The sequence below is a fragment of the Rahnella sp. PCH160 genome (assembly GCF_047784855.1).
Taxonomy (GTDB): Bacteria; Pseudomonadota; Gammaproteobacteria; order Enterobacterales; family Enterobacteriaceae; genus Rahnella.
The window spans coordinates 698,786-711,175 of sequence record NZ_JBLOGT010000001.1; the positions used below are offsets into that span (position 1 = coordinate 698,786).

The 12,390-nt window shown below is 55.3% G+C and carries 11 protein-coding genes; 2 read left to right on the forward strand and 9 right to left on the reverse strand.

Features of this window, described 5'->3' with window-relative positions:
- The 3 genes from mdcA to bioH all read right to left on the reverse strand — a co-directional run bounded on the left by mdcA (window position 1) and on the right by bioH (window position 3,242).
- Complete coding sequence (mdcA, locus tag ACM5QY_RS03265; RefSeq protein ID WP_416119179.1) at window positions 1–1,662, reverse strand: malonate decarboxylase subunit alpha; 1,662 nt, start codon at window positions 1,660–1,662, stop codon at window positions 1–3.
- Between the two features lie 309 nt (window positions 1,663–1,971).
- Entirely contained in the window at window positions 1,972–2,241 is a 270-nt protein-coding gene (locus tag ACM5QY_RS03270; protein WP_416119180.1) for a YdgH/BhsA/McbA-like domain containing protein, read from the reverse strand.
- 230 nt (window positions 2,242–2,471) lie between these two features.
- Entirely contained in the window at window positions 2,472–3,242 is a 771-nt protein-coding gene (bioH, locus tag ACM5QY_RS03275; RefSeq protein ID WP_416119181.1) for a pimeloyl-ACP methyl ester esterase BioH, read from the reverse strand.
- A gap of 63 nt (window positions 3,243–3,305) precedes the next feature.
- Here bioH and gntX point away from each other — a divergent pair, with 63 nt between their 5' ends.
- Both gntX and nfuA read left to right on the forward strand, forming a co-directional pair.
- Window positions 3,306–3,995 (forward strand): DNA utilization protein GntX, encoded by a 690-nt coding sequence (gene gntX, locus ACM5QY_RS03280; RefSeq protein WP_416119182.1) that lies wholly within the window; start codon window positions 3,306–3,308, stop codon window positions 3,993–3,995.
- Between the two features lie 97 nt (window positions 3,996–4,092).
- The gene (gene nfuA, locus ACM5QY_RS03285) at window positions 4,093–4,668 is read left to right on the forward strand and encodes a Fe-S biogenesis protein NfuA (RefSeq protein ID WP_416119183.1); all 576 of its coding nucleotides are present in this window, start codon (window positions 4,093–4,095) and stop codon (window positions 4,666–4,668) included.
- Between the two features lie 150 nt (window positions 4,669–4,818).
- Here nfuA and malQ read toward each other — a convergent pair whose 3' ends face one another.
- The 6 genes from malQ to ulaC form a co-directional block, all read right to left on the reverse strand.
- Window positions 4,819–6,951, reverse strand: a complete 2,133-nt coding sequence (gene malQ / locus ACM5QY_RS03290; RefSeq protein WP_416119184.1) for a 4-alpha-glucanotransferase — start codon at window positions 6,949–6,951, stop codon at window positions 4,819–4,821.
- An 8-nt stretch (window positions 6,952–6,959) separates the two neighbouring features.
- The gene (malP, locus tag ACM5QY_RS03295) at window positions 6,960–9,374 is read right to left on the reverse strand and encodes a maltodextrin phosphorylase (RefSeq protein ID WP_416119185.1); all 2,415 of its coding nucleotides are present in this window, start codon (window positions 9,372–9,374) and stop codon (window positions 6,960–6,962) included.
- Between the two features lie 288 nt (window positions 9,375–9,662).
- Window positions 9,663–10,352: an L-ribulose-5-phosphate 4-epimerase gene (locus ACM5QY_RS03300; RefSeq protein ID WP_416119186.1), complete on the reverse strand. Its 690-nt coding sequence runs from the start codon at window positions 10,350–10,352 to the stop codon at window positions 9,663–9,665.
- Window positions 10,349–11,209 (reverse strand): L-ribulose-5-phosphate 3-epimerase, encoded by an 861-nt coding sequence (locus tag ACM5QY_RS03305; RefSeq protein WP_416119187.1) that lies wholly within the window; start codon window positions 11,207–11,209, stop codon window positions 10,349–10,351. Before ACM5QY_RS03305 ends, ACM5QY_RS03300 begins: the two co-directional genes overlap by 4 nt.
- A 10-nt stretch (window positions 11,210–11,219) precedes the next feature.
- Entirely contained in the window at window positions 11,220–11,876 is a 657-nt protein-coding gene (locus tag ACM5QY_RS03310) for a 3-keto-L-gulonate-6-phosphate decarboxylase UlaD (RefSeq protein ID WP_416119188.1), read from the reverse strand.
- A gap of 33 nt (window positions 11,877–11,909) precedes the next feature.
- Window positions 11,910–12,380, reverse strand: a complete 471-nt coding sequence (ulaC, locus tag ACM5QY_RS03315) for a PTS ascorbate transporter subunit IIA (RefSeq protein WP_416119189.1) — start codon at window positions 12,378–12,380, stop codon at window positions 11,910–11,912.
- Between the last annotated feature and the right edge of the window lie 10 nt (window positions 12,381–12,390).

Below are 12,390 nucleotides of genomic sequence, written 5' to 3' on the forward strand. Positions count from 1 at the left end.
TTACCAGCTGCGGAATTTGGCAGGCGGGTTATACAAACCGCCGGACCAGTCAACCAGCTCGCTCACGCTGCCAGCCGCCAGTAATGAACGGGTGGCGTCAGTGCGGCGAATCCCCATGTCTTCCGGGAAGACCACCAGTTCCTGACGGCGCAGGTCGGCAACGCGTTTGGCGTCAACGCCCAGACCAATATCAGTGATACCGGCAACCGCAGCGACCATGGCGCGGCGTTCTTCCAGAGAACGGGCGCGATACAGATACGCAATCCCTTCTTCGGTCAGCACGTGCGTGACGTCATCGCCGTAAATCATCACAGGCGCCAGCGGCATCCCGGATTCTTTACCCACATCGACCGCTTCCAGTTTTTCAACGAACGTCGGTTTACCACCGGCCTGGAAGGTTTCCACCATCTGCACGACCAGTTTTTTACCGCGCGCCATTGGGTCCGGCTCTTCAATCATGTCGAGCCACGCAGGCGTTGAGTGACGGCGACCGTGCGGGTCATGCCCCATGTTCGGTGCGCCACCGAAACCGGCCAGACGGCCACGGGTCACGGTTGAGGAGTTCGCCAGACCATCGACCTGCAAGGTGGAACCGATGAACATATCCACCGCGTACTGGCCTGCCAGCTGGCAGAACGCGCGGTTAGACCGCATGGAACCGTCAGAGCCGGTGAAGAACACGTCCGGACGGGCGCGGATATACTCTTCCATCCCGAGTTCGCCGCCGAAGCAGTGGACGGTGTCGACCCAGCCGCTTTCAATGGCCGGGATCAGCGTCGGATGCGGGTTGAGCGTCCAGTGTTTACAGATTTTGCCGCGCAGGCCGAGTTGTTCGCCGTAAGTCGGCAACAGCAGTTCGATCGCCGCAGTGTTAAAACCGATACCGTGGTTCAGCGACTGCACGTTGTGTTTGGCGTAAATGCCTTTGATCGCCATCATCGCCATCAGCACGTGAACCGGTTTAATCAGACGCGGGTCGCGGGTGAACAGCGGTTCGATGAAGAAGGGCTTGTCGGCGACGACCACGAAATCAATCCAGTCGCCCGGAATATCAACGCGCGGCAGGTCGCAGTCGTCTTCGACCAGTTCGTTAACCTGCGCGATGACGATACCGTTTTTAAAGGCCGCGGCTTCGACCAGCGCGGGCGTATCTTCGGTGCTTGCGCCGGTATACAGGTTGCCTTTGCGGTCAGCCTTGAAGGCGGCGATCAGGGCAATGTTCGGCACCAAATCGACATAAAGACGGGAATACAGTTCGATGTACGTGTGGATCGCGCCGATTTCCATCTGACCATCTTCCAGCAACTGCGCGATACGCAAGCTTTGCGGGCCGGAGAAGGCAAAATCGAGCTTACGGGCAATGCCACGTTCGAAAAGATCCAGATGTTCTGCGCGACTGACGCTAGGCATGATCATGTGCAAATCATGCAGCTTTTCAGGGTTCACTTTCGCCAGTGAGCGGGAAAGGAAGTCAGCTTGTTTTTGGTTGTTACCTTCCATCACCACGCGGTCGCCGGAGGCAATCAGCGTTTCGAGGACAGGAATAATTTTATCTGTGGGTAAGACTTTACCCTCGGCCACGGAACGGACACTGTCGAGACGCCGTTGTTTTTCAGTGCGGCGGGTGTCCCACGCTTTCGTGGTCTGCGGATGTTGCGGCATGCCAAACCTCCCTGGGTTGAGCTTGCTGAATTTTTCCCGGCGTGATGAAACTAAGAGGACGGTGGGAAGTTCAGTCAAGTGGCGGTTGCATCACATTTGACCTGCTTAAGTAGCCTGCTAAGTGTAGGAATCTTCGCCTGCCCTATCAATTAAGCGGACAGACACTTCGTTACTCTCAGAGTAATGATTCAGGAAAATATTTTAAAATCAGAATGATAGTGGGGATAAAAAGTGAGGTAGCGCAGAATTAAAGAAAATAAAAAGGGATGCGCACAGGCATCCCCCGGATTTTTCAGCGGAAAGAAGGGATTATTTGAACACTTCAGCGGTTGCGCTGATTTTCTTCTTCTCCTGAGCGGCGATAATGACGAAGTATTTACCGCCTTTTTCATCCGCCAGTTTTGCCAGTTCTTCACGGGCGTCCATTGGCGCGGTGTATTGATTAGAAGTCGTGACCACGCCCAGGCTGGTATAGCCTTTTTCTTTCGCTTCTTCTTTCGTAATCAGATCAGCCGCCATTGCGTTGACCGAGAATAACCCTGCCAGCACGGCCGCAATGATAATTTTATTTGATTTCATGACATTACCTCTAAATTGGATGAATAATTTTCAAAGAAAGCTGTCAAAATATGAACCGCAGGTACATTTGCGCTGGCATGACCTTCATGGTTAAACACCAGTAAACTCCCCAGAGACGCAAACAGGTACACGTAAAAACTTACGCCAGCCTTACCCGGTCATCATCGGCTTAAGTATTAATCACCCTTGAGAATTAGCCAGAAATTAGACAACTTTTTTTACATTCACTTTCAGTTCGCAATCAGAAAGCGTTCGACAATTTCACAAAACCTTTCAGGGTGCGAAATAAACGGAGCGTGGGCTGATTTTTCAATGACTTCCGAACACGAATCCGGCAGTAACGCATCCAGCAACGGCACGATTTTTCTCGGCACCAGTCCGTCCAGTGCGCCATAAATGCGTAAAAACGGAACGGAAAGTTCCGTCATCGCCAGGCGTAAATCGACCTGCCGTAAAATCTCCAGCCCGCCGTTCAGCACCTCCACAGACGGTACAGGCTGGCCCAGCACGACGGATTTCAGCAACCGCGCATCCTGCCGCGCGCTGTCGCTGCCGAGCGTTTGCAGCGCCAGAAAACGTTCCACGGTGCGCTGAAAATCCTCGCTTAGCTGATGCTGAAAACCGTGCAGCACTTCGGGGCGGATCCCCGGCCAGTTTTCCTGCGCAGAGAAACACGGCGAGGAAGAAACGGTGATCAACTTTTCCACCCGCTGCGGCGCGCTCAGCGCAATCTGGCTGGCGACCAGTCCGCCCAGAGACCAGCCCATCCACGACGCTTTTTCCGGTGCGCCGTCGAGCACAATTTCGGCCATCTCCGCCAGTGTCATCGCGCCAAAGTTTTCACTGCGGCCATAGCCCGGCAAATCCACCAGATGCAGACAAAAATGCGGCGCAAGTCGCTCCGCCGTGTAACGCCAGACCTCTGCGTTCAGTCCCCATCCGTGAAGCAGCACAAGATGGCGATCTCCTTCGCCGATTGTCTCCCGGTAAAGCTCATTCATAGCGTATTGTCCGTGTCAGTCTGATTGTTCAACCCATGAAAATGGCAAAAGGAACCCGCCACTATGCTAACAATTGCCAGCCGCTGTTGGCTATGTCAGTGTCCGCTGCACCTGGCGATACAGGGAATTTGCAGTCTGTGCCTCAGACATCTGCCCACCGCACCGCCCTGCTGCCCGCGCTGCGGTTTGCCCGGCGCCGGGGGAAATCTTGATTGCGGACGCTGCCTGCTGAAACCTCCGCCGTGGGACGCGCTGGTTTTCGCCAGCCCGTATGAACCGCCGGTCAGCGCACTGGTGCTGCGGCTCAAATTCGCCAATCTTCCCGAGCTGGATACTACGCTGGCGCGCCTGTTTCTGCTGCGCTGGCTGGCGCGCTGGCGGTCTGGCACTCTGCCGCGCCCGGACATCATTCTCAGCGTGCCGCTGCATCAGAAACGTTATTTTTCCAGGGGTTACAATCAAAGTGAATTGCTTGCCCGGCCGCTGGCCCGCTGGCTTCACTGCGAATACCGCCCGTACGCCCTGAGCCGCGACCGGCGCACCGTGTCACAGCAAAGCCTGAGCGAACGGGAAAGAAAGTGGAATCTGCGCAAAGCGTTTAGCTGCCATGCCGATTTACGCGGTAAAAACGTGATGCTGCTCGATGATGTGGTCACCACCGGGAGTACGGTGCGGGAAATCAGCAAAATGCTCGTCAGTCAGGGTGTTGCTTCGGTACAAATCGCGTGTATCTGCCGGACATTACAGACGTGAGCACCTGCTGCTAACACTCTGGCAACGTGAAGGGTGACGGTTAAAAACAAAGGGCGTATTATAACCAACTAGAGTAGTCAACTATTGAGCGAATGTTATGATCCTTATTACCGATGCTGCCCAAGAGCACTTTGCCAAATTGCTGGCAAACCAGGAAGAAGGCACCCAAATCCGCGTATTCGTGATCAATCCCGGTACGCCGACCGCAGAATGCGGTGTCTCCTATTGCCCACCTGACGCCATTGAAGCGACGGATACCGAACTGAAGTTCGAAAAACTGTCCGCTTTCATTGACGAACTCAGCGCGCCTTATTTGCAGGACGCGGTGATCGACTTTGTCACCGATCAGCTCGGTTCCCAACTGACGCTGAAAGCGCCTAACGCTAAAATGCGCAAAGTGTCTGACGATGCACCGCTGATGGAACGTGTTGAATATCAGTTGCAGTCGCAGATTAACCCGCAGCTGGCCAGCCACGGCGGTCGTGTTTCCCTGATGGAAATCACCGACGACGGCATCGCGGTTCTCCAGTTCGGCGGCGGTTGTAACGGCTGTTCTATGATTGATGTCACCCTGAAAGACGGCATCGAAAAAGAACTGCTGCAAAACTTCCCGGAACTGAAAGGCGTTCGCGATCTGACTGAACACCAGCGCGGCGAGCACTCTTTCTACTGATTAACCGTTGATCAGACAGAATGTAAAAAGCACCCTTCCGTTGGGTGCTTTTTTTATGGTTTGAATACGGGCGTCGCCATTAATACCCCACCCCAACCCTCCCCTTCGCAGGGGAGGGAGCTGCCCGAAGCCGCCTTTGAGGTTTTGCTTTTAGCTCCTCCCCCTGCGAAAAGGGGGGTTGGGAGGGGGTTTAGCAAACGACTCAGCGGTCGCTAACCGTCTCCGGTTCAAATCTGCCAGCAGCAGATTAATGTGCTCATCGCTGAACAACGCTTCCAGCGTGTGCGTCAGTTTGCGCCGCCAGTTGGGGTATTCAGTGTTCGTGCCGGGCACGTTAACCGGCGTCGCCATATCCAGCCAGTCTTCCGGTTGCAGCCCGAGTAATGCACTGGCGCTGCCCGCCAGATAACGCTGAATCCCCCGGTTCAGCTCAGGCGTCATCGGCATTTTTGCCGCCGTTTGCCCGGTGGATTTCGGCACGCAACGCGTCAGATGCAACGCATCCAGCAACCCCTGCTTACTGCGCTCGCGTTCGGCGCGCAGCTTTTCCAGCACCTGCGGATCCGGGTATACGCCCAGCGTCGCGCCGAGCGTTAAATCCCCGCCTTCCCAGTAACCGCGCAAGGTCGGTAAATCATGCGTGGTCACCGTCGCCATCGCCTGAACGACATAGTTTTCAGGCGGCCGATAGGTGAAAGTTTTATCGTGCTCGAAATACAGCACTTTGTAGGAATAGACGCCGCTGTCACGCAGGCTGGCGACAATTTCTTTCGGCACGGTTCCCAGATCCTCGCCAATCACCATGCACTGATGCCGCTGACTTTCCAGCGCCAACACGCCGAGCAGGTCTTCCAGCGGATAACGGACATACGCGCCGTTGCCCGCCTCTTGGTCGAAAGGGATCCACCACAAGCGCAGCAACCCCATTACGTGGTCGATACGCAAAGCCCCGCATTCTGCCATATTCGCACGCAGCAAATCGATAAACGGCTGATAGGCACGGGCTTTCATTTCGTGAGGATCAATGGGCGGAAGCCCCCAGTTTTGCCCCTGCGGCCCCAGAATATCCGGCGGCGCGCCAATCGTCGCATTCAGACAATACAACGACGGATCTGACCAGGTTTCCGCACCGCCTTCCGCCACGCCGACCGCCAGATCACGGTACAAACCCAGCGGCATCTCCAGTTCCACACTGCGTTGATAACATTCTGAAAATTGCGTATGCGCCAGCCATTGCAGCCACTGATAGAACTCAATTTCACCGGTATAACGCTGGCTGAATTCCGCCACGTCTGCCCCCTTGCTGTCCCGATACGCATCGGGCCACACCGGCCAGCCCCACAATCCGAGATCTAAATCCCGCAGATGAACATGCAGCGCATCGAACAGCGCCTGTTGCCGCAAGCTTTCTCCGCCCAGCAGCACAAAGCGTCGAAAATCCCGCTTGCGCTGGCTGGCTTCCGGCAGTTCGTCAAAGTACGGCCAGGCCAGTTTCAGCGCGTTTAATTTCAACCGCATCACCAGCGGATAATCGACAAACTCGGTGCTGCGCGCCTGCAACAATGCATCGTGCGTTTCGATGGAATGCCACCAGCTTTGCGCTACATCGCTGGCGGTAAATTCTTCCACCGCATTCACGTCGATGTACGCCAGATTCAGCCAGCGGCGTGACGACGGGCTGTACGGGCTGGCGCTGAGAGGATTGGCCGGATACAGCGCGTGTATCGGGTTCAGCCCGACGAACGCGCCGCCGCGCTGGCCGACTTCTTCCACCATTTTTTTCAGGTCGCCAAAATCGCCGACGCCCCAGTTATTTTCCGACCGCAGTGTGTATAACTGAATCGTCGCGCCCCACAATTTTTTACCGGCAAGCAGCACGGGCGGCTCATAACAGCGTTGCGGTACAACAATAATCCGGCACGGCCAGATTTTGCCGTTTTGCGATAACGTCAGCTGATGGTAACCCGTTGGCAATCCGGCGCTGAGATTCAGGGCTTTGCCAACCTCAACGATGCCCTCCGTCTGGTCGCCATTTTCAAGCGTGAATTGCCAGCCGAATGCGCCGCTGCCTTCCGGGGTCAGCAGCACGTTTTTGCCTTCCGTAAACACTTTTACCGCAGGCAAAGGCGTGACCTCGGGCACATCTTCCGGATCACGCCCCATAGCCGCCAGCAGCGATGCCCGCGTTTCGCTGGACACCGTTTCCACTTCATCCGACATATTTATAAAGCTGTCTAAAATACCTGCCCGGCGCGCGGCCTCAACAAGTTGCTTATCCTCCATGCCTGCTCCTAACGTTTTGCCTGCCAGATACGCTGCTGATAATCGCGGATGGAACGGTCTGCGCTGAACATCCCGACACGCGCGGTGTTGAGCAGCGTGCGGCGCGTCCATTCGTCCGCGTTGCGGTACAATTTATCGACCTGTTTTTGCGCTTCGCAATACTGCGCAAAATCCGCCAGAACCAGATACGGATCGCCGCCATCAAGCAGGCTGCTGAGCATCAGATCGAAGGCCTTTTTATCGCCGTTGGCATAAAAACCGCTGGCCAGTTCATCCAGAATCGCCTTGAGATGTTTGTCTTTTTTCACCACGGCTTTCGGCTTATAGCCTTTCTTCAGCTCGGCTTTCACTTCATCCACGGTCAGGCCAAAGATGAAGATATTGTCTTCGCCCACCTGCTCGGCAATTTCGACATTCGCCCCGTCCAGGGTGCCGATGGTCAGCGCGCCGTTAAGCGCCAGCTTCATGTTGCCGGTGCCCGACGCTTCTTTCCCAGCCGTTGAAATCTGCTCGGAAACATCCGCCGCAGGGATCATCAGTTCCGCGACCGACACGCAATAATCCGGGATAAACACCACTTTGATTCGATCGGCCACGATCGGATCGTTGTTGATCTTCTCTGCGACCTGATTGATCGCATAAATGATATTTTTCGCCAGGTAATAGCCCGGCGCCGCTTTGGCACCAAACAGGAAAACACGCGGCACGATGTCGAGTTTCGGGTTGTCGCGGATCTGGCGGTAAAGCGAAAGGATGTGCAGTAAATTGAGATGCTGACGTTTGTATTCGTGCAGGCGCTTAATCTGCACATCGAAAATGGCATCCGGATTAAGTCTGATTCCCATGCGATGCCAGACGTATTCCGCCAGCCGGACTTTGTTGTCGTGCTTGATTTTGCGGTAGTGCTTACAGAATTTTTTATCTTTAACGCCGTCTTCCAGACCTTTCAGCAGATCCAGATTATTCACCCAGGAATCTGTTTTGAGGCGTTCATCAATCAGGGCGGAAAGCGCCGGATTACACTGTTTCAGCCAGCGGCGCGGTGTAATGCCGTTGGTAACGTTGTGGAATTTTTCCGGCCACAGCTGGTGATATTCCGGGAACAGGTCTTTGACCACCAGATCAGAATGCAGCGCCGCCACGCCGTTTACCGCAAAACCGGCGACCACGCAGAGATTCGCCATCCGTACCTGTTTGTCGTGATGTACGGCCAGTTTCGCCCAAACCGCCTCATCCCCCGGCCAGGTTTTGCTGACCCGCTTTTTGAAGTTGGCGTTGATTTGTTTGATGATTTGGAAATGTCGCGGCAGCAGGCTGCGCACCAGACTTTCGTCCCAGGTTTCCAGCGCTTCGGGCATTAACGTGTGATTGGTATACGCAAACGTGCGGCTGGTAATGTGCCACGCATCGTTCCAGCTCAGCTGATGTTCGTCGATCAGTATGCGCAGCATTTCCGGAATGGCGATGGTCGGATGGGTATCGTTGAGCTGAATCACTTCGTAATCTGGCAACTCGCTGATTTTGCGGCCCAGGAAATGGTGACGCCGTAAAATATCCGCCACCGAACAGGCGCACTGGAAATATTGTTGCATCAGGCGCAGGCGTTTACCGGCCTGATGGTTGTCATTCGGATACAACACTTTGGTGAGTTTGGCCGCATCAATGCCCTGCTGCTCGGCTTTGAGAAACTCGCCGTCATTGAATTTTTCGAGATCAAACGGGTGCGGATGCGTGGCTTCCCATAAACGCAGCGGCTGCGTAATTTCGTTGCGATACCCTATCACCGGTAAATCCCAGGCTTCGCCGCGCAGCGTGAATTCGGGTTCCCAACGGGAAACGCCCTGCTCGTTCTTCACGATTTTCCCGCCAATACCGACACTCACCGCCAGCGAGCTGTTATGGCGGAACCACGGATATTCACTGCGGTGCCAGTCATCCGGCGACTCTTTTTGTTTGCCCTCGACAAAGCGCTGGCGGAATAGACCGTACTGATAATTCAGGCCATAGCCGGTGCCCGGTTGCCCGACCGACGCCATCGCATCGAGATAACAGGCCGCCAGACGCCCGAGCCCGCCGTTGCCGAGCGCCGGGTCGATTTCTTCTTCCAGCAGGTCTGTCAGGTTGATATCAAACGGCTCAAGCGCGCTGGCTATTTTTTCATACCAGCCGAGGTTAATCAGGTTATTTCCGGTCAGACGCCCGACCAGAAATTCCATCGAAATGTAGTTAACGTGGCGGGTGATCTTTTTACTTTTACTGCTCACGGACTCGTTTTGCGGCGGGAGTTGTTCAGCCACGGCGGCGCTGACCGCGTGCCACCATTGATGCCGGGTCATGTCCCTGGCTGAAGTGAGTCCAAACGCTTGCCACTGGCGGGTTAGCGCCGCCAAAAAAACATCCTGCTTGAGCGTGATTTTCGACATAGGGCAGTCTCTTTTCTGTCAGTGGGGACGGAATGTTTCCGTGAGAAAAAATGCAAATGTGATGAAAAATGTGATCTGGGCATCTTTATGTATAAACCCTATGTCGAAAAAATGCTCACTGCCTGAACGGCAAAAAATGCATGAAATCATGTCTGAGGGAATTTCGGCATGGCCGGAGATGTCATTAATACCCCCTCCCAACCCTCCCCTGCGAAGGGAGGTTGGGAGGGGGTTTGGCTGGCGATTCAGAACTTATGTAATGCTTTTCTATTTTTGGCAGTAATAGGTCTATTTCTGCCCGTAATAGGCATCCGGCCCGTGTTTGCGGCTGAAGTGTTTTTGCAGCAGATAATCATCCATCGGAGGCTGCGAGCGTTGCAGCGTGCCGGTGATCCACGCCATTTTCGCGACTTCTTCCAGCACAACGGCGTTATGCACCGCCTGCTCCGGCGTGGTTCCCCAGCAGAACGGGCCGTGCTGTGCCACCAAAATACCGGGCATGTGCAGCGGATTAATGCCTTCCAGCGTTTGGGCAATCACCCGGCCGGTTTGCAGTTCGTATTCTCCGGCCACTTCTTCACGCGACAGCGCGCGGGTACACGGGATCGCGCCCGCAAAATAATCCGCATGCGTGGTGCCTAATGCGGGAATGGCAACGCCGGCCTGTGCCCACGACGTCGCATGAGTCGAATGGGTATGCACGATGCCGCCGAGTTCAGGAAAACGCGCGTAAAGCTCAAGGTGCGTGGCGGTATCCGAAGACGGCCTGTAACGCCCCTCAACCACTTCCCCGCGCAAATTCACGACCACCATATCGCTGACCTGCATTTTCTCGTATTCCACACCGCTCGGCTTGATGACCACCAGCCCGCGCTCGCGGTCGATGCCGCTGACGTTACCCCAGGTGAATGTCACCAGACCGTACGCCGGAAGCGCCATATTCGCTTCAAAAACGCGTTGTTTCAGTGATTCCGTCATGCCACGTCTCCCATATCCAGCCCGGCTTTCTGCATTTTATCCACGACCCACGCGCGCGCGTTGCGGACTTCCTGCATGGGGTCAGCAGCGGTTTCACTCCACATTTCGATGAGATAAGGCCCGCGATAGCCGCTTTTCTGTAGCGTTTCGAAGCAGCGCTCAAATTCCACGACGCCGCTGCCGAACGGGACATTTTTGAATACACCCGGCTGCGTATCTTTAATGTGTACCGCGACGATATGCCCGGCACCGCTCGCCAGTTCCATCTGCACGTCGTTGTCCCAGGCCGATAAATTGCCGATGTCCGGATACAGCTGGAACCACGGGTTATTCAGGTAATGCGTATATCCCAACGCTTTGCTGATTGAATTCATCAGCGGGTAATCCATGATTTCCATCGCCAGCGTGACCTGCGCCCGACTGGCCATTTCGACGGATTCCTGCAAACCGGCACGGAAACGCTCACGGGTATGATCGTTGGCCTGCTGGTAGTAGACGTCATAACCGGCGAGCTGAATGACGCGGATGCCTAAATCCTGCGCCAGCACGATAGCTTTACGCATGATTTCCAGCCCCTGATGACGGGTTTCATCGTCTTCAGAGCCCAGCGGGAAACGCCGGTGTGCGCTCAGGCACATCGACGGAATGCGGATGCCGGTGCGCGAAATCGCATCGACGACTAACAGACGTTGCTCGCGTGACCAGTCAAGCCGCGCCAACCGGCTATCGGTTTCATCGACCGACATTTCGACGAAATCAAACCCCAGCTCTTTCGCCAGCGTCAGGCGCATCAGCCAGTCTTCACCCGCAGGCAACGCTTTTTCATAGATCCCGAGTGGAACGGCTTTATGCATCATACGATTTTCCTTAGCCCCAGAGCTGGCTGATGGATTTTTTGAACTGACGCGCCGCGTCTACCGGGTCTTTGGCGTCACGGATACTGCGCCCTGCGATGAAAACGTGTACCGGAATGTCTTTGAACAGCGGCAGGTCTTCCAGCGCCAGACCGCCGGTGATCGTGACTTTAAAGCCCATATCGGAAAGGCGTTTAATTGCCGTGATATCGGCATCGCTCCATGCCACACCGGCGGCCTGTGCGTCGCGGCTGCGGTGATAAACGACTTGCTGGATGCCCGCGTCATGCCATTCCTGCGCCTGTTCCCACGTCCAGTAACCGGTCAGCTCAATCTGTACGTCGCCGCCAAATTCTTTCGCCACGTCCAGCGCACCTTTGGTGGTGTTGATGTCAGCGCAGCAAATCACGGTGACCCAGTCAGCGTTGGCTTCAAAACACATGCGCGAAAGGATTTTACCCGCGTCGGCAATTTTGGCGTCGGCCAGCACGATTTTTTCCGGATAAAGCGCTTTCAGGTCACGCACCGCACGCACGCCTTCTGCCACGCACAGGATGGTGCCGACTTCAATAATGTCGACTTCATTGGCAATCAGACGCGTGGTTTTGTAAGCGTCGTCCATGGACTGGTTATCCAGCGCAACCTGCAACATCGGTAATGAATGAGACATAATGAATTCCTTCTCTGGTGACTAAATAATGAATCAGTGAACCGCCGAAGCGGACGTCAGGTCGATTAAATCCAGCACCTGCTGAGCGGTGGTACAGGCGCGCAGGCGGTCGAAGTTGGCTTCGTCATCAAACAGATTCACGACCTGCATGATGCCCACTTCCTGATGCGCATTGGCATCCACGGCGGCCAGCGTGATTAAGATATCCACCGGATCGTTATCTTCATGATTAAACACCAGCGGTTTTTTCAGCGTAACCAGCGCAAAACCGGTTTTTTTGACGCCCTCTTCCGGGCGGCCATGCGGCATTGCCAGGCCCGGCGCAATCACAAAGTACGGGCCAAAACGCGCAACGCTGTCCAGAATCGCCTGGTAATAACGCGGCTCGACGACGTCGGCGGCGACCAGCAAATCGACGCCAATTTTTACCGCTTCCTGCCAGGTTTCTGCCTCGGCGTTCAGGCAAATCGAGTTATTCTCGGCCAGCGAATCTCGCAGTTTCATTGCGCGCTCC

What these genes read in the sequence shown, in the direction of transcription:
- mdcA (WP_416119179.1), bottom strand. Translation starts at nt 1,662, where the DNA reads ATGCCGCAACATCCGCAGACCACGAAAGCGTGGGACACCCGCCGCACT.
- ACM5QY_RS03270 (WP_416119180.1), bottom strand. Translation starts at nt 2,241, where the DNA reads ATGAAATCAAATAAAATTATCATTGCGGCCGTGCTGGCAGGGTTATTC.
- bioH (WP_416119181.1), bottom strand. Translation starts at nt 3,242, where the DNA reads ATGAATGAGCTTTACCGGGAGACAATCGGCGAAGGAGATCGCCATCTT.
- gntX (WP_416119182.1), top strand. Translation starts at nt 3,306, where the DNA reads ATGCTAACAATTGCCAGCCGCTGTTGGCTATGTCAGTGTCCGCTGCAC.
- nfuA (WP_416119183.1), top strand. Translation starts at nt 4,093, where the DNA reads ATGATCCTTATTACCGATGCTGCCCAAGAGCACTTTGCCAAATTGCTG.
- malQ (WP_416119184.1), bottom strand. Translation starts at nt 6,951, where the DNA reads ATGGAGGATAAGCAACTTGTTGAGGCCGCGCGCCGGGCAGGTATTTTA.
- malP (WP_416119185.1), bottom strand. Translation starts at nt 9,374, where the DNA reads ATGTCGAAAATCACGCTCAAGCAGGATGTTTTTTTGGCGGCGCTAACC.
- ACM5QY_RS03300 (WP_416119186.1), bottom strand. Translation starts at nt 10,352, where the DNA reads ATGACGGAATCACTGAAACAACGCGTTTTTGAAGCGAATATGGCGCTT.
- ACM5QY_RS03305 (WP_416119187.1), bottom strand. Translation starts at nt 11,209, where the DNA reads ATGATGCATAAAGCCGTTCCACTCGGGATCTATGAAAAAGCGTTGCCT.
- ACM5QY_RS03310 (WP_416119188.1), bottom strand. Translation starts at nt 11,876, where the DNA reads ATGTCTCATTCATTACCGATGTTGCAGGTTGCGCTGGATAACCAGTCC.
- ulaC (WP_416119189.1), bottom strand. Translation starts at nt 12,380, where the DNA reads ATGAAACTGCGAGATTCGCTGGCCGAGAATAACTCGATTTGCCTGAAC.